This is a genomic window from Streptomyces purpurogeneiscleroticus (genome assembly GCF_020024005.1).
Classification (GTDB): domain Bacteria; phylum Actinomycetota; class Actinomycetes; order Streptomycetales; family Streptomycetaceae; genus Streptomyces; species Streptomyces purpurogeneiscleroticus.
The window spans coordinates 1-23,973 of sequence record NZ_NHSG01000359.1 but is presented as its reverse complement, the minus strand read 5'-3'; the positions used below and the strand labels follow the sequence as shown (position 1 = coordinate 23,973).

The following is a 23,973-nucleotide window of genomic DNA, read 5'->3' as shown; positions in this document are numbered from 1 at the left end:
CGTCCCGGCCCACGTAGTCCACGCACAGGTCGAGCATGTGCGCGCCCTCGCGGATCTGGTCCCGGGCCATCTCCACACAGTCGTCCCAGCGGCCCTCCAGCATGGCCTCACGGAACTTCTTCGAGCCATTGGCGTTCGTTCGCTCACCGATCGCCAGATACGAGGTGTCCTGACGGAAGGGAACGGTCTGGTAGAGCGAAGCGGCGCCCGGCTCCGGGTGCGGCCGGCGCTCGCTCGGAACCAAGCCCCGGACCCGCTTCACCGTTTCCCGCAAATGTTCCGGCGTCGTACCGCAGCAGCCCCCGACCAGCGACACCCCGTACGTCCGTACAAAGGTCTCCTGCGCGTCGGCCAGCTCGGCTGCGCTCAGCGGGTAGTGCGCACCGTCCTTCCCCAGCACCGGCAACCCGGCATTGGGCATGCAGGAGATCGGGACGCGGGAGTGGCGTGCCAGGTAACGCAGGTGCTCGCTCATCTCCGCCGGGCCGGTCGCGCAGTTCAGGCCGATCATGTCGATGCCCAGCGGCTCCAGCGCCGTCAGCGCCGCACCGATCTCCGACCCCAGCAGCATCGTGCCGGTGGTCTCCACCGTCACCGAGCAGATGACCGGCAGACCGACGCCAGTGGCATCCAGCGCCCGCCGCGCCCCCAGCACCGCTGCCTTCGTCTGCAGCAGATCCTGGGTGGTCTCCACCAGCAACGCGTCCGCACCGCCGGCGAGCAGTCCCTCCGCATTCTGCTGGTAGGCGTCGCGCAACGGCACGTACCCGACATGGCCCAGCGTCGGCAGCTTGGTGCCCGGGCCCATCGAGCCCAGCACCCAGCGCTGCTGCCCGGTGGCGGCGGTGAACTCGTCCGCCGTCTCCCGCGCGATACGCGCCCCGGCCTCCGACAGCTCGTACACCCGCTCCGGGATGTCGTACTCCCCCAGCGCCGCGAGGTTCGCGCCGAAGGTATTGGTCTCCACGCAGTCGACGCCCACCTCGAAGTACTCCGCGTGCACGGAGCGGACGATGTCCGGGCGGGTGACGTTCAGGATCTCGTTGCAGCCCTCGAGCTGCTGGAAGTCGTCCATGGTCGGGTCCTGCGCCTGGAGCATGGTGCCCATGGCTCCGTCGGCGACCACGACGCGCGAGGCGAGGGCCTGGCGAAGTTCCGCCACCCGTTGAGGTGTGGTGGTCACGTCAGCTCCCTCAGGTGGGGCAGGATCCGGGCAGGTACGGCGATGCCGTAGGCGTTGCGGAGCCGGGCCAGGAGCGGGTCGCGGTAGAGGCGGTACTCCTGGGTGCCGATGTAGTCGAGAGCCGTGGCGGCGATGGCGCAGCCCAGGCGGGCGGCGTCGGCCAGGGGGACGCCCCGGGTCGCCGCGGCGACGAAGCCGGCCCGGAAGGCGTCGCCGACCCCGGTCGGGTCGACGACGCCTTCGACCGGCACGGCCGGTATCACGACCGGCGCGCGGTCAGCACTCTGGAGGCGTACTCCGTCCTCGCCGAGGGTGGTGATCCAGCAGCCCACGCGGGCGCGGATCTGATCCGCTGTCCAGCCGGAGCGTTCCTGCAGCAGGGCCGCTTCGTACTCGTTGCTGAACAGCCAGCGGGCGCCCTCGACGAGCTGCCGGACCTCTGCCCGGTTCAGCCTGGCGAGCTGCTGCGAGGGGTCGGCGGCGAAGGGGATGTCGTGTTGCCGGCAGGCCGCCGTATGGCGGAGCATCGCCTGCGGGTCGTCGGGGGAGATGACGACCAGGGCCAGGCGGCCGACCCGTGCGACCACGTCGCACAGGTCGATGGTGCGGGCTTCGGCCATCGCTCCCGCATAGAAGGTGGCGATCTGGTTCTGTCTGCGGTCGGTCGTGCAGACGAACCTGGCCGTGTGCAGATCGGTGCTGATGTGCACCGAGTCGGTGTCGACCCCGTGTTCCTTGAGGTGGACACGGTACGGCTCGAAGTCGGTGCCCGCGGCGCCGACCAGGACAGGGCGCAGTCCGAGCAGGCCCAGTCCGTAGCAGATGTTGGCTGCCACTCCCCCGCGGCGTATGTCGAGCCGGTCGGCGAGGAAGGACAGTGAGACCCGGTCCAGTTGGTCGGCGATGAGCTGATCGGCGAAGCTTCCGGGGAAGGTCAGCAGATGGTCGGTGGCAATGGAACCGGTCACGACTGTCCGCACGATGTGCTCCTCTCTCGCTTCAGTGGTGTGCGCGGCAGTGCCCTTACTGGCAGCCCGCCGCGGTGCGCAGCTTCGCGGCGCGGTCGGTCCGCTCCCAGGTGAATTCGGGGAGTTCGCGGCCGAAGTGGCCGTACGCCGCGGTCCGGGCGTAGATCGGGCGGAGCAGGTCCAGGTCGCGGATGATCGCGGCGGGGCGGAGGTCGAAGACCTCGCTGATGGCCTCCTCGATCCGGGTGGGATCGACGGTGGCGGTGCCGAAGGTCTCCACGAAGAGCCCGACCGGCTCGGCCTTGCCGATCGCGTAGGCGACCTGCACCTCGCAGCGGGCGGCGAGGCCGGCCGCGACGACGTTCTTGGCGACCCAGCGCATGGCGTACGCGGCGGAGCGGTCGACCTTGGACGGGTCCTTGCCGGAGAAGGCGCCACCGCCGTGCCGGGCCATGCCCCCGTACGTGTCGATGATGATCTTCCGGCCGGTGAGGCCCGCGTCCCCCATCGGGCCGCCGATCTCGAACCGCCCGGTGGGATTGACCAGCAGCCGGTACCCCTCCGTCTCCAGCTTGATGCCGGCCTTCGCCAGCGCCGCCAGCTCCGGCTCGACGACGTGTTCGCGGACGTCGGGCGCGAGGAGGCCGTCGATGCTGATGTCGGAGGCGTGCTGGGAGGAGACGACCACGGTGTCGAGGCGGACCGCCCGGTCCCCGTCGTACTCGATGGTGACCTGCGTCTTTCCGTCCGGGCGCAGGTAGGGGACGGTGCCGTTCCTACGGACGTCCGTGAGCCGGGCGGCGAGCCGGTGGGCGAGGGTGATCGGCAGTGGCATCAGTTCGGGAGTGTCATTGCAGGCGTAGCCGAACATCAGGCCCTGGTCGCCGGCGCCCTGGCGGTCGAGCTCGTCGCTCGCGCCCGGCCCGTTGCCGATGCGCTGCTCGTACGCGGTGTCCACGCCCTGGGCGATGTCGGGCGACTGGGCACCGATGGACACCGACACGCCGCACGAGGCGCCGTCGAAGCCCTTGGCCGACGAGTCGTAGCCGATGGCGAGGACGGTGTCCCGTACGAGCTGGGCGATCGGCGCGTACGCCTTCGTGGTGACCTCGCCCGCCACGTGGACCTGACCGGTGGTGATCAGGGTCTCGACGGCGACGCGCGAGGAGGGGTCCTCCTTCAGGAGCGCGTCGAGGATGGAGTCACTGATCCGGTCGGCGATCTTGTCGGGGTGTCCCTCGGTCACCGACTCCGAGGTGAAGAGGCGCAGGCTCATGTCAGCTCACCCGGGCCGCGAAGAAGTGCTGCTCGATGGCGTCCAGGGTGCGGATGGAGTCGACCTCCAGGGTGTCCATGTCGATGGACCGGCCGCTCACCTGCTCCAGGAGGAAGACGAACTCCACGAAGGACAGCGAGTCGATGATGCGGTTCTGGATGAGGTCGAGGTCACCGGCGATGTCCTCGCGGTCCGGGTGGCGCTTGACGATCCACGCCTTGACCTGGTCGATTCCGTCGGTCACGGGGTTGGACATGGGGTTACTCTCCTTCGGATTCAGCGTTCTGTGAGGATGGGTGCGGCCACCGCGACCGCGTAGTCGACGTCGTGGCTGATGCTCACCGTGATCTGCGAGATGCCGGCGGCGGCGGCCATTCGGCCGGCCCCGCCGCGCAGGTCGACGAGCGGCCAGCCGCCGTCGGCGCGCTGCACCACGATGTCCAGCCAGGGCAGGAAGCGGTTGCGGACCCGCAGGGTCTTGAAGGCGGCTTCCTTGGCGGCGATGCGTCCGCAGAGGCTGAGCACATCCAGCCCGGTGGATGTGCGGCAGTCGGCCAGCTCACTGGGGACCAGCATGCGGGTGAAGAAGTCCTCGCCGTGCTCGTCGAGGAGGCGCCGGACACGGGTGACGGACACGATGTCCATGCCGAGATGTGCCCAGCCCGGGCCACTGGGGGCGGGTTGGGCCGGCACGTCAGAGCACCGACCTGGCCCGCAGCACCGCGTCGGCCGCCGCGTCCCAGTCGCCGTACCGGCGGGTCAGTGCCGACAGCCAGCGTTCCAGCCCGAAGGCCACGCAACTGGTGAAGGCCGGGTCCCCGCTCGGCCCGAGCGAGATGTCGCACCGGTCACCGAAGAAGTTGCGGTGGGTATTGACCGACGCGATGGCGAGGTCCTCGAAGAGGAACTCGTGCTTGACGGGGACGAGGCGTTGCAGCACGGCCTTGGAGCTGCCCTTGTCGTAGAAGGGGTCGCACGCCGCTTCCTTGCGCAGTGGCAGATCGAGCGCCGCCGCGAAGGCGGTGATCCTGTCGCTGAAGGAGGTGAGGTGCTGCTCGGCGTGCTGCTGGCCGCCCAGCGCGACGATCTCCCGCATACGGAAGCCGAGTTGGCGGCGCAGCCCCTCGTACTTCTCCTCCTTGCGGAAGCACCAGCCGACCACGGTCACCAGGGTGTCGGCCGCCAGCTGCCGTCCCTCGTGGCTGAGGTAGACGCCGTAACAGGAGGCCGAGGGCAGCCCGAGGGAGGCCGGCTGCAGGGCGTCGCAGGGAAAGCAGCCGGTCTCCTGACAGAGCCCGGAGCCGCCCTGGACACTCTCCAGATTGAGCGGGGAGACCACCACGGCCTGGTGGGGGAAGTTCTCGTAGTAGTCGAGGCGGGCCAGGTCCTGCGTGGGCAGCAGCGGGGGCGCCGTCATGGAGGTGGCCCCCGCGGCGTGGCCCCAGCCCTCGAAGGTGTCGTCGAGCAGCCGCAGCAGTGCGGTGCCTTCCGCACCCAGGGTGGGCAGTCCGGCTCGGTGGTCGGTGGGCGGGGGTATTCGTACCTCGGCGGGTGTGGACATACGTACCTCACTTGGGGCATGGATCGCGACGGGGGTCGGACGGCGGGCCGGGTCAGATGACGGGCAGTACGTCGTCCGTGAAGATCCCGGTCTTCAGGAAGAACGCGAGCGGCTTGCGGACCGACTTGCGCTCGATGGCGCGGCGGCGGTCGTCGGCGAGCAGGGCGTTGCGCAGCGCGAGCGGGTCGGCGACGCCGGCGTCGCGGTAGACGTGCGGGTTGTAGAGCGAGTTGATGCTGAAGACGACGTACCGCTTGAGGTACGCCTCGACCTCCGCGTGCCGCTCCTCGCTGATCGTCTCGCGCATCCGGGTGTGCAGCAGCGAGACCAGCTCGCGGCCGAAGGCGATGTGCCGGGACTCGTCCTGGTGGTGCAGCCGGTTGACCTGCCGGATCGTGTCGCACAGCGACGCGTCCTGCGCCATGTGCGTGTTGTAGAAGTCCACGAGCTCTTCGAAGAACAGGATCCGGGCGAAGACCAGGAAGTTCTCGACCTCCGGCTCCCAGTCGGAGGTGGCCCGCATCGCCGTGGAGGAGTAGATCTTGTTGCCGTAGCGGCGGCAGAACTCGGCGAAGAACCACATGTGCTCGTTCTCCTCACCGATGAAGTGGTGGAAGAAGTCCGAGGGGATCTCGAATCCCGGCATGTGGATGCGGTTGACGACCTCGATGAGCAGTTCACGGATGCCGTGCACGTTGAGGCTGTAGAAGTTGATGCTCTCCCACTTCGACAGCCGGCGCAGGGTCTCCTCGCCGAGCTGGTCGAAGAGCGGGGTGCCGTACGGGGTGAGCAGCTCGGGGCTCATCCACATCCGGTCCTCGTCGAGCCGGTCGGGCCAGTCGAACTGCTGGTACGGGTTGTAGTAGTCCTCGATGGACTTGGTCGAAAGCCGTTCCAGTACTTCCTGGAAGCGGTCGGTGATGGGCAGGGCCGGGGCGGCCATGGTCGTCCCTCCAGTACGGGTGGTCCGGTGTGACGTGGTCCGGTGCGACGGGCGGGTCAGGGACGGGCCTCGTAGACCGCGTTGACGGGCGTCTCGGTGGCGCGGCGCCAGCGGGAGAAGCCGCCGGCCTTGGCGATCTGCTGGAAGGCCGTCTCACCGGAGTGGTTGCCGAGGGCGTACGGGCCGCGCTGGGCGACGGCGACCGGCAGGCACATCACGGCGGACAGGCTCATGAACATCCGGGCGGCGGGCGTGCCGGCGGTGACCTCGTCGGCGGAGGCGTTGGTTTCCACCAGCATCCACGTGCCGTCGGGCTTCAGGGTGCTGCGGACGTGTGCCGCGGCCCCTTCCGGATCACCCATGTCGTGCAGGCAGTTGAAGAACGTCACCAGGTCGTAGTCGCGGCCCGGGTAGTCGTCGGCCGAGGCCGTGTCGAAGACCACTCGATCGCTCAGTCCCGCGTCGTCGGCGAGCTGGCGGGCAATGCTGATCGCCTCTTCGGAGTAGTCGTAGCCGTGCACGGTGGCCTCGGGGAACGCCTTGGCGATGAGCAGGGTGGTGTGTCCGACGCCGCAGCCGACGTCGGCGACCCGGCCGCCGTTGCGCAGCTTGTCCGTCACCCCGTCGAGCGCGGGCAGCCACTCGGGGATCAGGCGGTGCTCGTAGGCGGGCTGGAAGAAGCTGCCCATGCCGGTGTCCAGCGCCGGGTCGTGCTCGGCCCAGCCGACGCCCTCGCCGGTGCGGTACGCGTCCACGAGCAGGTCCTCGGTCGCGTACAGGGCCTTGAGCGCGGTGAAGAAGCCGGCCGTGTACGTGACCGCGGCGCGGTCGGCGAGGACGGGCGCGTGCGCAGCGGGCAGGGTGTAGCGGTCGGAGCTGGGGTGGCGCTCGACGTAGTCGGCGCTGAGCTGGGCGTGCAGCCACTCCTTGGCGTAGCGCGCGCTGATACCGGTGCGCTCGGCGAGCTCGTCCGGGGTGAGCGGGCCGTGCTCGGCCAGGGCGCGGTACAGCCCCAGGCGCTCGCCGAGGGCGACGGTCAGGCCGCGTACGGCGGCGGCCGCGTCCGTGATGACGCGCTGGTGGAACTCTTCGGTGGTGACACCTTGCAGAACGGCACTCATGATCTGGGCTCCTCATCCATGTGCTGCGTTCCTCGCCGGTCCGCGGATCGCAGGTCGCAGGTGAACAGGAAGGACCGGGGTACGCGGGGCACGCTGCGGGGCGGCACCGGGTAGGGCCAGCGGCCGAAGTCGGCGCCCTCGTCACCGGGCTGCTTGATCTCGCGCGGCGACCACCCGGTGTCCAGCAGCAGCTGCTCGGGCTCCTCCGTACCGAAGAGCCAGGGGTTGCCGTCGTCGGCCAGGGCCTTCAGGAACGGCCGGGACAGCGGGTTCTCCAGGGCGGCCCGGCTGATGACGTCGCCGGCCAGGACGGAGTCCGGGGCGCTCACGTCGGCAAGCGTGGCGAGCAGAGTGCGTACGGCGTCCTCGGGGAGGAAGAAGAGCAGGCCCTCGACGACCCACAGCGTGGGCCGCTCGCTCTGCCAGCCGGCCTCCTTCAGCGCCCCGGTCCACTCTTCGGTGAGGTCGACGGCGACGGGGTGCCGGGTGCGGCCGCTCGGCTGCGGCTCATCGGCGAGCATCCGCGCCTTGGCGTCCAGCAGCGCGGGCCGGTCCAGCTCGTAGACCGTGACGCCGTCCGGCCAGGGCAGCCGGTAGAAGCGGGTGTCCATGCCGGCGGCGATGAAGACGACCTGCCGGATGCCGCCCTCGGCGACGGTCCGTGTGATGGCCCGGTCGAGGTACTGGGTGCGGATGGCCAGGAAGGGCACCGTACCGGCGCCCGCGTACCGTTCGAGCAGCTCGAAGCCGGTGTCGGCGGCGACGGTACGTGCGTAGGAGTCGTTGAACAGCCGGTCCGGGCGCTCGGATTCGAGTGCCCGTGCGGCGGCGGTCCACTGTGCTGTGCGGGATACGGCCTCCACAGGAGGGTCCCCCTTCGATTGGGAGCCGGCCGGCCCCGGACGGGACTCGGGGCCGTCGGCACTGGTGGAGTGGACGGTCGTGTCCGGCGTCAGCCGCGCACGCAGGGCACCGGGTCCTCCGCCGCCGTCTTGGACGGGGGTTCGGCGGCGGAGCGGCGCCGGAAGATGCTGTGCAGGACCATGCTGAACACGACCGTCCCGTCTGCGGCCACCAGCGAGCACTTGGGCTGCACGATGCCGGTGGCGGGATTGCCGAGGGACGGGCGGGAGCCGAGGATTTCCATCCGTGCGGTGAGGACGTCCCCCGGCCGCACGGGCCGGAGGAAGCGGACCTCGTCGATGCCGGGCGAACCCAGGCCGTCGCTGCCGGCGAGCAGGCCGTCCACGTAGCACCGCATGAACATCGCGGCGGTGTGGAATCCGCTGGCGATCAGTCCGCCGAACGGGCTGCGCCCGGCGGCCTCCCGGTCGGTGTGGAACGGCTGCGGATCGAAGCGCGCGGCGAACTCCAGCACCTCCTCCTCGGTCACGGTGACCGTCCCCAGCTCGTGAACGTCACCGGCGCGGAAGTCCTCGAAGTAACGCATGCGCGTGCCATCCCCTCGTCAAGACTCGACAGCCTTTTTCAGACTCAACAGCCCTTGGCACACCACAACTTACGATCGAGCCGTTTATTTTGTCAATCCAAATCTATGGATTCACCAAGGCCGTGGGAGCGCCTGCTCGATGTCGTTCCAGAGGTCCTCGGGGTGCTCGATCCCCACCGCCATCCGCACCATCCCGGCACCGACCCCCGCGGCCCGCAACGCCCGGTCGTCGAGTTCCCGGTGGGAGGTACTGGCCGGGTGGGTCACCAGCGTCTCCACGCCGCCCAAGGACAGGGCGAGTTGGGCGATGCGCAGCCGCTCGGCAAAGGCGCGTCCCGCGTCCCGCCCGCCGGCCAGCTCGAAGGAGACCATCGCGCCGAAGCCGGAGAGAAACCGGCGGGCGCGCTCGTGGGAGGGGTGCGTGGCAAGCCCCGGCCAGTACACCTGCTTCACCGCTGGGTGCAGCTCCAGCCGGGCGGCGAGGAATGCCGCGTTACGGCAGTGCTGGCGCATGCGCAGTGGCAGGGTCTGGATGCCGCGCAGGGTCAGCCAGGCCGCGAACGGATCGGCGGTGGCACCGAGTTCGACCGCGCGCCGCCAGACCTGTTCGTACAGCTCCGCGTCCGCGAAGACCGCGACTCCCCCGATCACGTCCGAGTGCCCGCCCAGGTACTTGGTCGTGGAGTGGACCACGATGTCCGCACCGAACTCGATCGGCCGGCACAGGGCGGGCGACGCGAGAGAGTTGTCGACCAAACTCACGACACCGGCCCGCCGCGCCACACCCAACAGCCCTGTCAGATCCGGCACTTCACCGGTCGGATTTGCCAACGTCTCCAGCAGCAGAAGCCGGGTGGCCGGGCGCAAGCGCGCCGACAACTCCCCCGCGTCGTCGCCGGATATCCGCTCCACCTCGATGCCGAACCGCTCGGCGAGGTCGGACAGCACCGCGTACGTACCGCCGTACAGACAGTTCTGCACCAGTACGTGGTCGCCCGGGCGCAGCAGGGCCAGCAAGGTGCTGCTGATGGCCCCCATCCCGGATGCGGCCGCCAGTGCCCGAGCGCCGCCCTCGAGGCCGGCGAGGACGCGTTCCAGCGTGCGTACGGTGGGGTTACCGCGCCTGCTGTACACGAAGTCCCCGTCGGGAGTGGCCATCGCCGCGGCGAGCGCGTCGGCGCTGTCGTACGCGAACGCCGACGACCTCACCATCGGCGTACTCAGCGGCCTCCCTTCGCCCGCGGCGGACTCCGCCGCCGCGGCTGTCACATGGACCGCGCGGGTCTGCAGGTGCAGTGCCTCGGCGCCTCGCTCCTCTGCCATTTCGCTTCCTTCCTGCGTGGACTGGTCGGACAGTTGGGCAACTACGGCAACGGGGCCGTGCCGCGCCCCGTTCGGGCACTGCACGACCCCGGAATGACTGCCGGCCGTACGACTACGCGACGGCCTTCTCGCCCGACGGCGCGGTGCTCTGCTGCGCCTCGGCCTGCGGCGCACGTCCGCGCATGAACACCAGCGTGAGCAGGCCACCCGCGGCCGCGACGCCCGCGGCCCCGATGAAGGCGGAGCTGAACCCGTTGGTCAGCGCGGGCAGGTCACCGAGCTTGCTGGCACCCTGCGAAGTGGCGAGCGCGGTGAGCGCGGCCAGGCCGAGCGCGGAACCCACCTGGTAGGTGGTGTTGACGATGCCGGAGGCCAGGCCCGCCTGCTCCTGCGGCACGCCGGACATCGCGGCCATCATGGCGGGGATGTACGCCAGCGACATGCCGAGCGCCGCGACCAGCGAGGCCGGCAGGACGTCGACGAGGAACGTGCCGGTCGGCTCGACGGCCGAGAGCCACACCAGGCCGGCCGCCAGGACGAACAGCCCACCGGCGATCAGCGGCTTGGGGCCGAACTTGCCCAGCAGCTTGGCGGTGATCATCGTCATGAAGATCATGAGCAGGATGGTCATGGGCAGCAGCGCCGCGCCACTGGCGAACGCGCCGTAGCCGAGGACCTGCTGGAGGTACAGGTTGAGGAAGTACCACATCGGGATCCAGGCCGCGCCGAGCAGCGTCATCGAAAGGTTCGAGGACGCCAGGCCCGGAGTGCGCCACACACCCAGCGGCATCAGCGGAGCCTTGACGGAACGCTGGATCACCAGGAAGAGACCGATCAGCACCGCGGCACCGACGAGTTCGAGGACGGTCTCCGTGGTGCCCCAGCCGACCTCCGGCGCACGGACCACGGCGAACACGGTGAGCGCCAGGCCCGCGGTGACGGCGATGGCACCGAGCAGGTCCACGGACCCCCGCTTCCCCGCGACCGCGGGCAGCAGCCCGGTGGCGGCGAGCGTGGCGATGCCGATCGGGATGTAGATGATGAACACCCAGGGCCAGCTGGCCCATTCGGTGAAGACACCGCCGAGGAAGACGCCCGCGGTACCGCCGGCCGGGGCCGCGGCTCCATAGAAGGCCATCGCCTTGCCCAGCTCCTTCGGGTTGTGCCCGAAGAGCATCATCAGCAGCGTCATGGACGCGGGGGCGATCAGCGCACCACCGACGCCCTGCACCGCACGGCCCACGACCTCGACCCAGGCCGTGGAAGCGGCGGCCGCGACGACGGAGCCGGCGATCAGCACCACCCAGCCGCTGACGAAGATCTTGCGTGCACCCAGCAGGTCGGAGAGCCGGCCGCCGAGCAGCAGCAGACCGCCGAAAGCGATGACGTAGGCATTGAACACCCACTGCAGGTCGCCCTGCGAGAACCCGAGGTCGCGCTGCATCTCCGGCAGCGCCACTCCAATGATGGACGTGTCCATGATGACCATGAACTGTGCGGCCGCGAGCACAGCAAGTGCCCACCAGCGCCGCGGATTGACGGCAGACATGGCGCCACCCTTTCTCGTCGTATACCCCCTGGGGGTACTTGCGGCGAGGAACGTAGCATACCCCCTGGGGGTAATGGAACCTTCAGGGTGATCACAAAGCAAAAGACCGCCGATACCCCTGAGGGGTATCGGCGGTCTCTCGGCCGGAACTCACCGGAATCAGGTCAACCGGCCCGGCTTGCAGCCTCCTTCGCCGCAACTGCGCCGCGCGGACGCCGGGCCGCCCGACTGCTCGATCCGGGCAGCGGCGACCTGAAGGAGCGCCACGGCGAGCATCCGCACCACGGGATCCTCCGCAGCCCGGCGCGCCAGCCGCCACACACGGACGGGCGCACCCGCTCGACTGTTGCGAGACATCCATTCCACCCCCTCACCGGCACGTCAACCGCGCCATCATGGAGGCAACGCACACGCGTCGCTCCATGCATCGCTTGCACCATATACCCCGGCGGGGTATGCCGCCAGGGAGAGTCGGCCAGTGCCAGGGATGCAACGACGCCCCCCGGGTCACTCCTCCCCGTCGGCATCTCCGGGGGCGTTTGCCTCGCCGCGCCACGGTCAACCCGCCAAGGGCCGGGGGTGGAAGAGGCATGGCCGCCCGGCCCGCCGGCCTCCGGCAGCGAAGGATGCGATCTGTGATGGCCAAGGTCAAGGACATGCTCGCCACCTACCCGGCCGACCTCGGTGACGTCGACCGCGAGAAACTCACCAAGTGCATCGAGGAATGCATCGCCTGCGCACAGGCGTGTACCGCCTGCGCCGATGCCTGCCTGTCCGAAGGCATGGTCGGGGATCTCACCAAGTGCATCCGCACCGACATGGACTGCGCCGACATCTGCAACGCGACGGCCGCCGTCCTGTCCCGCCACACCGGCTACGACGCCAACATCACCCGCGCGCTTCTCCAGGCATGTGCAACCGCCTGCAAGGCATGCGCCGATGAATGCTCGTCACACGCCGACATGCACGAGCATTGCCGCCTGTGCGCCGAAGCCTGCCGCTCCTGTGAACAGGCATGCAACGACCTGCTACAGACCCTCGGCTGACCGACTGGTGGCCGCCGGGCCCCGTCCCGGCGGCCACTCCGTCATGCATCACGGGCGCCAATCGAACGGGAAGTGCTTGCTCGACCCTCCTCGGTACTCCCGGGAGAAGTCGAAGCCCTGGACCTGGTCGTCACTGACCACGCCCCATGTCGCGATCTGGCCGGGGCCGACTTCGGCGCCAGGGGCGTTGATCAGCTGCACGCGCCGCTTCGGGTCCGCGGTCGGCCCGGTGAGTGCTGTGGCGCCCACGCTGACCTTCCCGGGTACGCTCGCCCGCCAGTAGGCCAGGTCCTCGGCGGCGTCGAACCGGACCGGGGCATAGCGCACTTCGCGTACTTCGCTGATCAGCGAGCCGAACTTCCCCGGCCACCCGCCCACGTTGCCCCGGAAGATCCCTTCCAGCGCATCGCGCTGGGCCTGATTACCGTGGGCGTCGATGTAGAACATGACCTTCATCGTGGCGTCCGGGTCGTCGATCCACATATTGCCGGCGAACTCGCCCAGTGCCACCACGCCCAGACCGTCCAGCCGGACGTCACCGCAGTGGCCTTCGCGGATGTGCCAGACGAGCGTGAACAGACAGGCGCCGTTCGTCGGCGGCTGCGCGAACGTGCAGGGACAGGGCAAGGAGCAGCTGCACACGTCGAACCACTCGCCCTTGAGGTGCCAGTTCGTTGCGTCCATCGGTCTCCCCTTCGCGTATACCCCCGCCCCGTATACGCTAAGGTCGCGCCCATCCCACGACAAGTACCCCCTGGGGGTATGCAACCCTTATCGGCCAGAGCCGACATGGGAGGTTCCTGGGCGCAGTCGGAGGGTGGGGCGAGCGGACTGCTCGGAGTCCGCTCGCCCCACAGTGACGGGATCGGTCAGGCGCCGACGGGTTGCGGCACGGCCTCCGGCCGGGTCAGGCGGCCCGACCGCTGGAGCCCGTACAGGGCAGCCGAGCAGCCGAGACCGAGAGCGAACAGCACGAGCCAGGGCAGCGCGGACACGCCGGCCGCGCGGGCGGCGTCGAGCGCCGCGCCGGTGAGCAGGTTGCCCAGGGTGATGCCGACGCCGCAGATGGTGTTGTAGAGCCCGTAGTGCGTGGCGACCAGACGATCGCCCGAGAGGCGGACGATGGTGTCCATCTCGAAGGGGTACGCAATCATCGTGCCCAGGGCCAGCATCAGTGCGGCCAGGGTCGGCGGCACCGCGGCCAGGAGCCACCGGCCGATACCACCGGCCGGTACGGGCAGCGCCGAGGCGGCCAGGAGTGGCACAAAGGCCGTGCCCATGGTCAGCAGGCCCCAGGCCAGAGCCCGGCCGGGCTCCAGCCGTTCCTTGCACCAGGCGGTCACCCGGGTCTGCCCGAGGATGGTGGCGAGCCCCGACACCGCGAACATCACCGCGACCGCGGCCGTACCGAACTCACCGTCGCCGCCCACACGCCGGACCTCCAGCGGGAGGGCCAGGTAGACCTGGAAGGAGAGCACGTACGAGCCGATCATGGCGGTGGAGAACAGCAGGAACGGCCGGTTGGCCACCACCGTGCGCCACTGCGACAGCACGCGTTCCTGCGGCTGCCCGGAGCCCTGCGGCGCGTCGTTCGCCCGGCGCGCCGGAAGCGCACGGATCTGCACCGCGCTCAGCACGGCGAAGATGACCGCCGACACCAGGCAGGTGACCCGGAAGTCGAGCCCGGTCAGCAGCATGCCCACCATCGGGCCGAGCAGGATGCCGGCCTGGTAGAAGACGTTGAAGAGCGCGAACGCCTCGACCCGGCGCTCCCCCGCGTCGGCGGCCAGGTAGGCGCGTACGGCGGGGTTGAACAGCGCGCCCGCGAAGCCGGTGGCCGCGGAGGCAACGAGCAGCGCGGGCACCGAGTCCACCAGCCCGATGGCGGCGAACCCGACGGTCCGCAGCACGCACCCGGCGACGATGAGCGGCTTGTAACCGAGACGGTCGGCGAGCGTGCCACCGATCAGGAACATGCCCTGCTGGCTGAAGTTCCGTACCCCCAGGATGAAGCCGACCAGCCAGCCGGCGAGCCCGAGCGTGCCGGAGAGATGGGCGGCCAGGTACGGCATCAGCATGTAGAAGCCGAGGTTGATGGTGAACTGATTCACCATCAGCAACTGGACGCTGCGGTCGTAGGAGCGGACCTGCGTGATCAGGCTCTTCATCGCGCGCTCCCTCCCTCGGCGGCCTCGGCTCGCGCTGTGGGGGCGAGGGGGTCGGCGATCTCTGTGCAGCGTGTCCAGCGGGTGACTTCCTTCTCGTCCGGGCGGCCGATCAACTCCGGTTCCGGGGCGGGAGATACGCCCAACAGGCCGTGCTCGGCGCAGTATTCGTCGTGGTAGACGGTCTCCAGGTAGCGCTGCGGACCGTCGGGAAAGATCGCCGCGATACGGGTGTCACGGGGCAGGGTGCGGGCCAGCCAGCCCGCCACCAGTGCGACCGCGCCAACACTCCAGCCGCCCGTCGCGTAGTGCGAGGACGCCAGCTGCCGGCACGCCCAGACCGACTCGGCCGGGGCGACCCAGTGCACCTCGCTGAAGTGCTCGTAGGCGACGTTGCGCGGGTAGATGCTCGACCCGAGGCCGCGCATCAGCCTGCTGCGCGCGGGCTGGCCGAAGATGGTCGAGCCGATGGTGTCCACACCGACCAACCGCATCCCGGGGTAGAGCTGGCGCAGCACACGGGAGACCCCGGCGGAGTGCCCGCCTGTGCCGACGCTGCAGACCAGTACGTCGAGGTGGCCGAGCTGGGAGGCGAGTTCGAGGGCGAGCGGGGTGTAGGCGGCGACGTTGTCCGGGTTGCCGTACTGGTCCGGGCACCAGGCGCCCGGCTGCCGGTCCAGGAGTTCGGCGACGCGGTCGCGACGGGCCTGCTGCCAGCCGCCGGTGGGGTGCGGCGCGGGCACCATGTCGACGGTGGCACCGTATGCGGTCAGCAGCCGCGTCATGGACGGTTCGAGGCCCGGGTCGGTGACGAGGGTGACGGGGTGGCCGTGCACCATCCCGGCCAGGGCGAGGCCGAGGCCGAGAGTGCCGCTGGTCGACTCGACGATCGGGGCGCCGGGGAGCAGGTCGCCGCGGGCCCGGGCGCGTTCCACCATGTGCAGGGCGGGACGGTCCTTGATGCCACCGGGGTTGAAGCCCTCCAGCTTGGCCCAGAAGCCGCGGTCGGGCGAGGTGAAGGGCTGGGACACCCGCAGCACGGGCGTGTTGCCGACCAGTCCGCGGAGGGAGGAGCCGGCGGGGGTGCATCCGCTGAGGCCGGCCGTGACCGGGGAGTGGTTCACGGTGGGCAGGTCGGACAGGTCGGACAGGTCAGGCAGGTCAGGCCGATCGGGCCGGTTCCTCGTGATCGGAGAATGCCCCTTGATCAGAGAATGCCTCTTGGTCGGAGAGTGCATCGTTTCGCTCTCGTTCGTGCCGGAGATGGTTCGGACTCTCGTCTCGCGCGCCACGCGGACGGCGTGGCACGCGGCAGACCGGCCTGGGGCCGGCCGCAACGGCGACGGCTAAATGCGCCACCGGCAGACGGCGGCCAGCACGGTCCGCCCCTCGCTCGGAATCCGGCTTCTCGCGGCTGCGGGAGGGAGAGCCCCCCACTGCCGAGCGCCGATGACCATTGCGGTCACTGGGAACGCGTTCAGCACCGCCCGCAGGAGTGGCTGCTGAGCTGTACGGAATGCGGCGTCGACATCCGGTCCCAGGTGCGGGCAGTAGTCGTCGTCAGCGGCGGACACCGCGGCAATCGCCGGTCCGCTCTCCACGAGCGACGGGGCAGCGTCAGCCGACACCACTGCATTGCTGACTGCGTTACTGACTGCGTTGCTGTCCACGTGCGCCGGCATCCCACCGCAGTCCAACGCGGTGAGCAGCAACACGCTCAGCAGGGCCCACACCAAGCGGCTCATCCAGAGCGGGCGTGCCGACGAGAACCGTTTCCGGGGTGCCGGCGAGTCCGACGGGTACAGCGGTTGCAATGACTGCAGCGACTGCACTCGGTACAGCGAATTCAACGGGAACAACGGGTGCAAAGAGCCAAAAAGGCAGGGCGGCACAAGTCCTCCGCGCGGCGAGGGATGACGGGAAAGCCGTCGACCATCCCTGCGTGGCACGGGTAAAACGGCACGCGTGGGAGGTCGGACGCCGAGAAGCGCCGACCTCTAGATGCGCAGGACCGTCGGGTCCGCAGAAGGTGGTATCGGAACAGCGAGGCCCCGAGCCACCGGAGCATGGGCGTGCTCGATCACCGGCGCGCCATGTGCCCACGCCCCGACGAACGGCGACAGACAAGGCGCCGCCAGCTCAGGTCCCTGTTCCGGCTGTCCCAGCGCGCAGTCGTCGACGAACTGGTGCGAGCCGTGCCCATCACCATGATGGCCGCCCGACTCACCGCCCCCGGAGGAGGAGTCCGTCGCAGCACTCGCCACAGCATCGGCTGTCACATCAGCAGCAACGGGAGCCACCGACGCGGAAACGCTGCCGCCGGAAGGAGTATGACGCGCCGCCACATCGGGACTGACGACATGCGTGTACAACAGCCCGAAGAGAAGCAGGCCCAGCCACAGCACACGCACCAGCCACAGCGCATGGGACGGAGCCGCTGACGAGCGGGTCCGCCGCGCACGAGCATGCAACCAGGCCGTAATCACACCGTGATCCTAACCCGCCGAGGCGTCACACCATCCACCTCCCAGAGAACACGGCGTGAACGCGGCGGTGCGCGGCCGGTGGGGAAGCCGGAGCCTGGCTTGTTCCACCGCGCACAGCGCTGCGACGGCGTGAACTTCTACGTCGCGTAGTAGCTTAGAGGGGTGGACGTCGACCTACCTGCCTCGGCGGCTCCGGATTCAGCGCCGCCCACCGCCGACAACCGCGACCTGTACCCACCGCCGGTGAGGCCGCAAAGGCCCCCGTTCGTGTTCGGGAGCAGGCCATGACACCCCGCGCGGCCCGGCAGCCGCTCACGGCATCCCTGCCATCAATTGCCCGCAGCAGAAGGCAGGCCACCATGCAGTCACTCATCGAAAACGCCCGCGCCTTCCCGTCGAGCATTGCGGAGCGCCGCGATGACCTCGCCGCACTCGCCGACGGCCAGCGCCCACAGGCCCTCTTCATCGCGTGCTCGGACTCCCGCGTCGTACCGTCGCTGATCACCGGTGCTCGCCCGGGCGAGATCCTCGAACTGCGCACGGCCGGCAACATCGTCCCGCGCCACAGGTCCGAGGCCGACTGCGGCATCGGCGCCACCCTGGAATTCGCGGTGATCGCGTTGCAGGTGCCCGACATCGTCGTCTGCGGACACTCGTGCTGCGACGCGGTACAAGGCATGGTGACCGACAAGCAGCTACCGGGAATGGCGCTCTTCAACCGCTGGCTGCAGCGCGCGGAGTACCACTCCCAGTCCGCCGCCCCGCGCAAGGGCGCCGCCACGCAACGCCACTTGGAAACGCAGCTCAAGCATCTGCGCTCCTACCCGTGCGTCGCACGCCGCGTCCGGGAGAGGCGGCTGCGCCTGCACGGCTGGTTCTACGAGATCACCTCCGGCGAGGTCTTCGCCTACGAGGCCCGGGAGCGCATGTTCCGGCCACTGTGATCGCGTTGTGATCGCCCTCTTCAGCCCTCTTCCGGGCTGCCACTGCCCTCACATGCATGTGAGTTGATCCGAGGTGCGTCTGCCTTGCATCTGCGTTGCGCCTGCGTCGCATCGGGCTGTGGCCGATTGCGTTCCTCCTCGCGCACGTATCTGGAACGCAGGAGCTCAGGGGGACATCAGTCGTACTCCATAGCCCCGTTCGGCACGGGAGGGATGCGCAGGTGTGCGACAACCAGTCGAAGCCAGTGGAACCATCTCCTGTTTCAATTGAAACGGTCACGGTGGAGCAATGGCGTACAAGATTTCGTTGACCGGTGACACCACCACCGGGCTGACCCAACCGTCCCCACAAGCCACTGCTCCGACCACCCGCAGGCTCGTTGGTCTCGACCTCGCCCGTGGCCTCGCGGTGCTGGGCATGTTCACCGTCCACGCCGGCCCCGAGCCGTCGGACGCCGGACTGCTGGGCCCTCTGGTGGAGGCCACTTACGGTCGTTCGTCCGCGCTCTTCGCCCTGCTCGCCGGCTTCACGCTGATCCTCATCACCGGCCGCCGGGAACCCCGGACGGGACGCGCCGGACGCCAGGCAGTGGCCAAGTTGCTCATCCGCTCCGGCATACTCTTCGCCCTGGGGATCGCCCTGATGGCGCTGGGCACCTCGGTCGACGTGATCCTCGCCTACTACGCGCTCCTCTTCGTCTTCGTCCTGCCGCTGTACCGGCTGCGCGCCGCGTCGTTGGCAGTTGCGGCCGCCGCCACGGCGCTGGTGCTGCCCCAGGTCCTGTACCTCGTCAAGCTCGCCATCGATGGCGGCAGCTGGTCCGACACCGTGATCGCCGCCGACCCGCTGGCCGGGCTCACCGACTCGGACGGCGTCCTCGACCTGCTGTTCACCGGCCCCTATCCGGTACTGACCTGGATACCGTTCCTGCTGGCGGGGATGGCAGTGGCCCGGCTCGACCTCTCCCAGGCCGTGGTGCGCACCCGCCTGGCCCTGACCGGCGTCGCGCTGGCCGTGCTCGGTTACGGGGGCTCCTGGCTGGCCCTGAACTTGGTCCCGGGCGCCTACGCCGCCATCGCCGCGAACACGGACGGCGACGCACCGTTGTCGGCCTGGTGGTCGCAGGCAGTCGGTGAGCCCACGGACAACTTCCGCGAGTGGCTGCTGGTGGCCGCGCCGCACAGCCAGACCACGCCGTCGATCGTGGGGGCCACCGGCGTTGCGCTGGCCGTACTGGCCGGCTGCGTCATCGCCGTCGACCGGCTGCCGCGCTTCCGCCGCCTGGCCACACCGGTCACCGCCGTCGGCATGGTGTCGCTGTCCGCGTACGTCCTGCACATCCTGGTCATCCGGGCCGTGTGGGAGGACGAGCTGCCGGGCTCGCTGAGGGAACTGTTCCTGTTCTTCGCGGCCACGATGCTGTTCGCAGTCGTATGGACCCGGCTGTTCCGGCGTGGTCCGCTCGAATACGTGCTGCACACCGCGACCCGACCGGCACGCTTCATCCGGTGAGCGGCATCCAGCGGCAGCAGCCCGGTCGAGCGGTGCTTGGAGAGCCTGGGGACTCTTGGAACCCGGGTGCTCCTGCAGCCCGGCCCGGGGACTCCTACGCCTGACCCGGGGGCTCCTACGCCTGGCCGATGCCCGCGAACCAGGTCGGCGCTTCCTCCGTGGCCTGCTTGATCCGGCTGACGGCAAAGTCCTCCATCGGGGGCAGCGCGTCCAGCTCGAACCAGCCCACCTCCAGCGACTCGTCGTCGTTCACGCGCGCCTCGCCGCCCGTGGCGCGGCAGAGGAAGCAGATGTCCATGAACTGGCAGCGGTCGCCGTTGGGATATGTGACCGGCTCCAGCGCCTCGACCAGGAGGACGCGTTCGGGGACGCAGTGGACGGCGGTTTCCTCGAGGACTTCGCGTACGGCGGTGACGGCGGGCTGCTCGCCCGGCTCGGGGATGCCGCCGATGATCGACCAGCGGCCGTTGTCGACGCGGCGTCCCAGCAGCACCCGGCCCTCGTCGTCGAAGACGATGGCGCTGACGCCGGGCATCCAGAGCAGCTGGTGGCCGGCGGTCGCGCGGATTTCGCGGATGAAGTCGGGTGTAGCCATGCCCGCACCCTAGCGAGCACTACGGGAGGGGACGAAACGCTTCCGTGGGGTTACGGCCGGATCTCCCCTGGCCGGCGCGCCGCCTTCGGGGGCTGCGCGGCGTCTTCAGGGGCTGCGCGGCGTCCTCGGGCTGTGCGGCTATGCGGCCCCGCGGGCCGGCTTCGGACGGAGGCCGAGGCGGGCGCGGATGCAGCGCACCGCGGCCTCCGCGTCGTCGACCGTGACGGTGAAGGTACGGCCGTCACCGAGCCGCAGGATCACCGCCTCACCGCGGCGCACGATCACCCCCGTGCCCTGTTCCGGGCGCCAGCGGTAGCCCCAGCCGCCCCAGTGGCAGGGTGTGACGCGGGGCGCGAAGTCGACGTCGACCACGTGCGAGAGCGGGATGCGGCGGCGCGGCAGGCCCATGTGCCCGCAGCGCACTTCCAGACAGTCCTTGTCGACCCGCACGGCCACGTGCACGAAGGCGAGCGTCCCGAAGAGGACGAGCAGCCCGGCGGCGACACAGCCGACGACGGCCATCACCAGAGGTGTGTCCCCCGATGACCAGGCACTGTCGACTGCCAGCTCGATACCGAGCGCCAGACAGGCCGCACCGATGGCGGCCAGCAGCCACTGGAAGCGATTGGTCGCGCGCCCGTACCAGACGTCCGGTACAGAGGCGCACGGGGAGTCGTCCCACGCGTCATGGGGCGCTGCGGACGGCCGGTCAGGGGCGGGCACGCCGCCGTCACCGTGCTCGGCGTGCCGGGCCGGGCGGGCGTCACTGCTGTCGGGGGCTGCTGCCCCCTCCTGGGGGTGGTCCCTCATGCTTGGCAGCGTACGCGTACTGGCTCCGCCCGGCAGCGGGCAGCGCAACTCTCTGTCACGCATGAGACAGGAGCCGCCGACTGCCCGCTCAGAGACGGAGCCGGTCGTTCAAATGACGCGTTCCGTAACGGGCCGACTCCGTTGCGGCGCGACCCTGGGGGCCTAGCAGACCGGACCCGCGGCCGCCGGTTCGCCGGTCGCGGGGATACCGGAGAGCAGCCTGCCCTCTTCATAGGCGAGGGCCGCCTCCGGAAGCGCGGCGATGCGCCCGCTGAGGATCACGGTCAGATCGCCGCTGGGCGTGGCCGCGGGCGCAGGCTCGGCACCGATGCGGCGGAGCGCCTGGGCGGCGACGGCCTCGGCGGAACCGTGCAGCGTGAGCACGGGCCCCTCCGGGCGCTGCAGCGCGTCCCTGATGCGGTCGGCGACCAGCTCGTAGTGCGTGCAGCCGAGGACGACGGTCCGTACGTCCGGTGGGGTGAGTGCAGCGGCGGCGGCGACCGCGGCGGCGATGGCCGCGTCGTCGGCCGCCTCGACCGCGTCGGCGAGGCCGGGGCAGGGCACCTCGGCGACGTCGATGTCCGCGGCGAAGGTCCGGATGAGGCCGCGCTGGTACGGGCTGCCGGTCGTGGCGGGCGTGGCCCAGATCGCCATGGGGCCGCCGCCGGCCGCCGCCGGCTTGATCGCGGGGACGGTCCCGATGACCGGCAGGTCCGGCTCCAGCTCGGCGCGCAGGGTGGGCAGCGCGTGGACGGAGGCGGTGTTGCAGGCGACGATCAGGGCGTCCGGCTTGTGCGCCGCGGCGTTTCTGGCGACGGCAAGCGCGCGCTCGGTGAGGTCGGCGGGGGTACGCGGGCCCCAGGGCATGCCGTCGGGGTCGCAGGAGAGGACGAGGCCGGCGTCGGGGCGCAGCCGTCGCACGGCCGCGGCGGCCGCGAGCAGGCCCGCGCCGGAGTCCATGAGTGCGATCTTCACCCGGACACCTTACTCAGCGGCCCCCGGTTCGGGCCGCACCGGGCCGGTTCCCCGGGGCTCGCAGCGCCGTGGGGCAGACTGCCGGAGTGGCTGTGATGGCGTGGATCGCTGGGGCGTCTCTGGTGGCGTGGCTCTGGCTCCTGGTGGGCCAGGGCTTCTTCTGGCGGACGGATGTGCGTCTGCCACCGGGCACGACACGTAGGGAGCGCGCCGCGCCTACGGAGGCCGCGGGGACGGCACCCGTGGGCGGGCGGGGCGTAGCCCCCGAAGAGCGGCCCGGCGAGGCGCCCGGGGACGGGTCCGGGCGCTGGCCCTCCGTGGCCGTCGTCGTCCCCGCGCGGGACGAGGCCGAGGTACTGCCGGCGAGTCTGCCGTCCGTGCTGGCGCAGGCGTATTCGGGGCGGGCCGAGGTCTTCCTCGTCGACGACGGCAGTACGGACGGGACCGGGGAGCTGGCCCGTACGCTGGCCGCCGAGCGCGGCGGGCTGCCGCTGACCGTGACCTCGCCCGGCGAGCCGCCCCCGGACTGGACCGGCAAGCTGTGGGCTGTCCGGCACGGCATGGAGCTCGCCCGGGAGCGTACGGACGCGGAGTACCTGCTGCTGACCGACGCCGACATCGCGCACGGGCCGGACAGCCTGCGCGCGCTCGTCTCCGCCGCCCGCGCGGCCGATCTGGACCTGGTGTCGCAGATGGCGCGGCTGCGGGTTCGGGACTTCTGGGAGCGGCTGATCGTCCCGGCGTTCGTGTACTTCTTCGGGCAGCTGTACCCGTTCCGCTGGGTGAACCGGCCGGGCGCACGTACCGCGGCGGCGGCCGGCGGCTGCGTACTGCTGCGCCGGGACGCCGCCGAGCGGGCCGGGATCCCGGCGAGCATCCGGCACGCGGTGATCGACGATGTGACGCTGGCCCGCGCCGTCAAGCGTTCCGGGGGCCGGGACGGGGCGGGCACGGGGCGGATCTGGCTCGGGCTCGCCGACCACGTGGACAGCGTGCGCCCGTATCCGCGCCTGGCCGACCTCTGGCGGATGGTGGCGCGCAGCGCGTACGCGCAACTGCTGCACAGCCCGTTGCTGTTGGCGGGCACGGTGCTGGGCCTCGCGCTGGTCTACCTGGTGCCGCCCGTCGCGCTGATCGCGGGCACGGTGGGCGGCAGCGCGCCGGCCGCGCTCCTCGGGGGCGCGGCGTGGGCCGTGATGTCCGGAACGTACCTGCCGATGCTGCGCTACTACAGGCAGCCGCCGTGGACCGCGCCCCTGCTGCCGTTCACCGCGCTGCTGTACCTCCTGATGACGGTCGACTCGGCCGTGCAGCACTACCGGGGGCGCGGCGCTGCCTGGAAGGGACGGACGTACGGGGCGCCGCCCACCGGGGAGGCATCGGAGGGTGCTTAGCCACGGGCGGCCGTCTCACTTCCGTCCCGGTGCCCACCGCATTCCCCACCCGTACGCCTGGTCCACCGTGCGCTGCGGGCTGACGCCCCGCTCGGGGACGAGGTAGCGGGCCTCGCGCTGGACGACCAGTTCGGTGCCGGTGTTGATCAGCAGCGCCAGGGCGCAGACGTTGGACGGGACGGTGCACTCGTCGAGGGAGAAGTCGATGGGGGCGCCGCGCTGCGGTGTGAGGGTGACCGTTGCGTTCAGGTCGGCGAAGCTGCGCGCGCCTTCGTAGATGGTGACGAAGAACAGAATCCGCTTGATGAGACGCTGGTGGTCGAGGTTGACCGTGAGGTTCTCGCCGGCGGCCACGGCGCCGGTGCGGTCGTCGCCGTCGAGGTGGATGAACGGCGGAGCGTGCAGGGACCCGAAGGCGTTGCCCAGGGCCTGTACGACGCCCTTGCTGCCGTCGGTCAGCTCGTACAGCGCGCACAGGTCGAGGTCGAGGGCCGCGGGGCCGGCGAGCGCCCGGCTGAGCTTGCGGCCCCACCCCGATTCCGAGGGCGCCGGACGGGTCTGCCAGTTGAGGTTCACCCGCATCGCGCCCGAGGTGCCGCCTTGCTTCGTCAGCGAAACGGCGGGGGCATCCTTCGTCAGGGTGACTTTCGACAGGCGTACCGGGGTGGGGG

At 70.4% G+C, this 23,973-nt stretch carries 23 protein-coding genes; 4 read left to right on the top strand and 19 right to left on the bottom strand.

Annotated elements, in window-relative coordinates:
• The 12 genes from CCS38_RS24900 to CCS38_RS24845 all read right to left on the bottom strand — a co-directional run.
• Window positions 1-1,183: homocysteine S-methyltransferase family protein (locus tag CCS38_RS24900; protein ID WP_223735538.1), on the bottom strand; the 1,183-nt coding region annotated here is incomplete at its 3' end.
• The gene (locus CCS38_RS24895; RefSeq protein WP_223735537.1) at window positions 1,180-2,163 is read right to left on the bottom strand and encodes a carbohydrate kinase family protein; all 984 of its coding nucleotides are present in this window, start codon (window positions 2,161-2,163) and stop codon (window positions 1,180-1,182) included. The genes CCS38_RS24895 and CCS38_RS24900, both read right to left, overlap by 4 nt.
• Window positions 2,164-2,206: 43 nt before the next feature.
• Window positions 2,207-3,427, bottom strand: a complete 1,221-nt coding sequence (metK, locus tag CCS38_RS24890; RefSeq protein ID WP_223735536.1) for a methionine adenosyltransferase — start codon at window positions 3,425-3,427, stop codon at window positions 2,207-2,209.
• A 1-nt stretch (window position 3,428) separates the two neighbouring features.
• On the bottom strand, window positions 3,429-3,683 hold the full coding sequence (locus CCS38_RS24885) for an acyl carrier protein (RefSeq protein WP_223735535.1): 255 nt from the start codon (window positions 3,681-3,683) through the stop codon (window positions 3,429-3,431).
• Window positions 3,684-3,703: 20 nt separating this feature from the next.
• The gene (locus tag CCS38_RS24880; RefSeq protein WP_223735534.1) at window positions 3,704-4,072 is read right to left on the bottom strand and encodes a holo-ACP synthase; all 369 of its coding nucleotides are present in this window, start codon (window positions 4,070-4,072) and stop codon (window positions 3,704-3,706) included.
• Between the two features lie 49 nt (window positions 4,073-4,121).
• Window positions 4,122-4,988, bottom strand: a complete 867-nt coding sequence (locus CCS38_RS24875; RefSeq protein WP_223735533.1) for a class-II aminoacyl-tRNA synthetase family protein — start codon at window positions 4,986-4,988, stop codon at window positions 4,122-4,124.
• A 52-nt stretch (window positions 4,989-5,040) separates the two neighbouring features.
• On the bottom strand, window positions 5,041-5,931 hold the full coding sequence (locus tag CCS38_RS24870; RefSeq protein ID WP_223735532.1) for a diiron oxygenase: 891 nt from the start codon (window positions 5,929-5,931) through the stop codon (window positions 5,041-5,043).
• Window positions 5,932-5,987: 56 nt separating this feature from the next.
• A complete protein-coding gene (locus CCS38_RS24865; protein WP_223735531.1) occupies window positions 5,988-7,052 on the bottom strand; it encodes a class I SAM-dependent methyltransferase in 1,065 nt (354 codons plus the stop codon).
• Window positions 7,049-7,915 carry a class I SAM-dependent methyltransferase gene (locus CCS38_RS24860; protein ID WP_223735530.1) on the bottom strand — a complete coding sequence of 289 codons (867 nt, stop codon included), beginning with the start codon at window positions 7,913-7,915 and terminating at the stop codon, window positions 7,049-7,051. Before CCS38_RS24860 ends, CCS38_RS24865 begins: the two co-directional genes overlap by 4 nt.
• An 89-nt stretch (window positions 7,916-8,004) precedes the next feature.
• The gene (locus CCS38_RS24855) at window positions 8,005-8,502 is read right to left on the bottom strand and encodes a MaoC family dehydratase (protein ID WP_223735529.1); all 498 of its coding nucleotides are present in this window, start codon (window positions 8,500-8,502) and stop codon (window positions 8,005-8,007) included.
• A 111-nt stretch (window positions 8,503-8,613) separates the two neighbouring features.
• Window positions 8,614-9,825, bottom strand: a complete 1,212-nt coding sequence (locus CCS38_RS24850; RefSeq protein ID WP_223735528.1) for a trans-sulfuration enzyme family protein — start codon at window positions 9,823-9,825, stop codon at window positions 8,614-8,616.
• A gap of 112 nt (window positions 9,826-9,937) precedes the next feature.
• Window positions 9,938-11,374 carry an MFS transporter gene (locus tag CCS38_RS24845; RefSeq protein WP_223735527.1) on the bottom strand — a complete coding sequence of 479 codons (1,437 nt, stop codon included), beginning with the start codon at window positions 11,372-11,374 and terminating at the stop codon, window positions 9,938-9,940.
• Window positions 11,375-12,012: 638 nt separating this feature from the next.
• Between CCS38_RS24845 and CCS38_RS24840 the strand changes: the two genes are divergently transcribed.
• The gene (locus CCS38_RS24840; protein WP_223735526.1) at window positions 12,013-12,420 is read left to right on the top strand and encodes a four-helix bundle copper-binding protein; all 408 of its coding nucleotides are present in this window, start codon (window positions 12,013-12,015) and stop codon (window positions 12,418-12,420) included.
• 48 nt (window positions 12,421-12,468) lie between these two features.
• Here CCS38_RS24840 and CCS38_RS24835 read toward each other — a convergent pair whose 3' ends face one another.
• The 3 genes from CCS38_RS24835 to CCS38_RS24825 form a co-directional block, all read right to left on the bottom strand.
• Window positions 12,469-13,104 (bottom strand): DUF1326 domain-containing protein, encoded by a 636-nt coding sequence (locus CCS38_RS24835; RefSeq protein WP_223735525.1) that lies wholly within the window; start codon window positions 13,102-13,104, stop codon window positions 12,469-12,471.
• Between the two features lie 185 nt (window positions 13,105-13,289).
• Window positions 13,290-14,588 carry an MDR family MFS transporter gene (locus tag CCS38_RS24830; RefSeq protein ID WP_223735524.1) on the bottom strand — a complete coding sequence of 433 codons (1,299 nt, stop codon included), beginning with the start codon at window positions 14,586-14,588 and terminating at the stop codon, window positions 13,290-13,292.
• Window positions 14,585-15,709: a PLP-dependent cysteine synthase family protein gene (locus tag CCS38_RS24825; protein WP_308050864.1), complete on the bottom strand. Its 1,125-nt coding sequence runs from the start codon at window positions 15,707-15,709 to the stop codon at window positions 14,585-14,587. The genes CCS38_RS24830 and CCS38_RS24825 overlap by 4 nt, the downstream gene beginning before the upstream one ends.
• Window positions 15,710-17,430: 1,721 nt before the next feature.
• On the opposite strand from CCS38_RS24825, the gene CCS38_RS24820 reads away from it, so the two are divergent.
• Window positions 17,431-18,015 (top strand): carbonic anhydrase, encoded by a 585-nt coding sequence (locus CCS38_RS24820; RefSeq protein WP_223735523.1) that lies wholly within the window; start codon window positions 17,431-17,433, stop codon window positions 18,013-18,015.
• 289 nt (window positions 18,016-18,304) lie between these two features.
• Window positions 18,305-19,528: a DUF418 domain-containing protein gene (locus CCS38_RS24815; RefSeq protein ID WP_223735522.1), complete on the top strand. Its 1,224-nt coding sequence runs from the start codon at window positions 18,305-18,307 to the stop codon at window positions 19,526-19,528.
• Window positions 19,529-19,643: 115 nt separating this feature from the next.
• Here the strand turns inward: CCS38_RS24815 and CCS38_RS24810 are convergent, their stop codons facing one another.
• The 3 genes from CCS38_RS24810 to CCS38_RS24800 all read right to left on the bottom strand — a co-directional run bounded on the left by CCS38_RS24810 (window position 19,644) and on the right by CCS38_RS24800 (window position 21,908).
• The gene (locus tag CCS38_RS24810) at window positions 19,644-20,123 is read right to left on the bottom strand and encodes an NUDIX hydrolase (protein ID WP_223735521.1); all 480 of its coding nucleotides are present in this window, start codon (window positions 20,121-20,123) and stop codon (window positions 19,644-19,646) included.
• Between the two features lie 138 nt (window positions 20,124-20,261).
• Entirely contained in the window at window positions 20,262-20,933 is a 672-nt protein-coding gene (locus CCS38_RS24805; RefSeq protein ID WP_223735520.1) for a hypothetical protein, read from the bottom strand.
• Window positions 20,934-21,095: 162 nt separating this feature from the next.
• The gene (locus CCS38_RS24800; protein ID WP_223735519.1) at window positions 21,096-21,908 is read right to left on the bottom strand and encodes a glutamate racemase; all 813 of its coding nucleotides are present in this window, start codon (window positions 21,906-21,908) and stop codon (window positions 21,096-21,098) included.
• Window positions 21,909-22,003: 95 nt separating this feature from the next.
• Here CCS38_RS24800 and CCS38_RS24795 point away from each other — a divergent pair, with 95 nt between their 5' ends.
• Window positions 22,004-23,302 carry a glycosyltransferase gene (locus CCS38_RS24795; protein WP_223735518.1) on the top strand — a complete coding sequence of 433 codons (1,299 nt, stop codon included), beginning with the start codon at window positions 22,004-22,006 and terminating at the stop codon, window positions 23,300-23,302.
• Window positions 23,303-23,317: 15 nt separating this feature from the next.
• Here CCS38_RS24795 and CCS38_RS24790 read toward each other — a convergent pair.
• A partial coding sequence (locus tag CCS38_RS24790) for a TerD family protein (RefSeq protein WP_443742962.1) occupies window positions 23,318-23,973 on the bottom strand: 656 nt, incomplete at its 5' end.

Coding starts and splice junctions, on each gene's coding strand:
- CCS38_RS24865 (WP_223735531.1), bottom strand. CDS start 7,052: ATGAGTGCCGTTCTGCAAGGTGTCACCACCGAAGAGTTCCACCAGCGC.
- CCS38_RS24855 (WP_223735529.1), bottom strand. CDS start 8,502: ATGCGTTACTTCGAGGACTTCCGCGCCGGTGACGTTCACGAGCTGGGG.
- CCS38_RS24850 (WP_223735528.1), bottom strand. CDS start 9,825: ATGGCAGAGGAGCGAGGCGCCGAGGCACTGCACCTGCAGACCCGCGCG.
- CCS38_RS24845 (WP_223735527.1), bottom strand. CDS start 11,374: ATGTCTGCCGTCAATCCGCGGCGCTGGTGGGCACTTGCTGTGCTCGCG.
- CCS38_RS24835 (WP_223735525.1), bottom strand. CDS start 13,104: ATGGACGCAACGAACTGGCACCTCAAGGGCGAGTGGTTCGACGTGTGC.
- CCS38_RS24875 (WP_223735533.1), bottom strand. CDS start 4,988: ATGTCCACACCCGCCGAGGTACGAATACCCCCGCCCACCGACCACCGA.
- CCS38_RS24805 (WP_223735520.1), bottom strand. CDS start 20,933: ATGAGGGACCACCCCCAGGAGGGGGCAGCAGCCCCCGACAGCAGTGAC.
- CCS38_RS24880 (WP_223735534.1), bottom strand. CDS start 4,072: ATGGACATCGTGTCCGTCACCCGTGTCCGGCGCCTCCTCGACGAGCAC.
- CCS38_RS24870 (WP_223735532.1), bottom strand. CDS start 5,931: ATGGCCGCCCCGGCCCTGCCCATCACCGACCGCTTCCAGGAAGTACTG.
- metK (WP_223735536.1), bottom strand. CDS start 3,427: ATGAGCCTGCGCCTCTTCACCTCGGAGTCGGTGACCGAGGGACACCCC.
- CCS38_RS24885 (WP_223735535.1), bottom strand. CDS start 3,683: ATGTCCAACCCCGTGACCGACGGAATCGACCAGGTCAAGGCGTGGATC.
- CCS38_RS24830 (WP_223735524.1), bottom strand. CDS start 14,588: ATGAAGAGCCTGATCACGCAGGTCCGCTCCTACGACCGCAGCGTCCAG.
- CCS38_RS24815 (WP_223735522.1), top strand. CDS start 18,305: ATGGCGTACAAGATTTCGTTGACCGGTGACACCACCACCGGGCTGACC.
- CCS38_RS24820 (WP_223735523.1), top strand. CDS start 17,431: ATGCAGTCACTCATCGAAAACGCCCGCGCCTTCCCGTCGAGCATTGCG.
- CCS38_RS24810 (WP_223735521.1), bottom strand. CDS start 20,123: ATGGCTACACCCGACTTCATCCGCGAAATCCGCGCGACCGCCGGCCAC.
- CCS38_RS24795 (WP_223735518.1), top strand. CDS start 22,004: ATGGCGTGGATCGCTGGGGCGTCTCTGGTGGCGTGGCTCTGGCTCCTG.
- CCS38_RS24840 (WP_223735526.1), top strand. CDS start 12,013: ATGGCCAAGGTCAAGGACATGCTCGCCACCTACCCGGCCGACCTCGGT.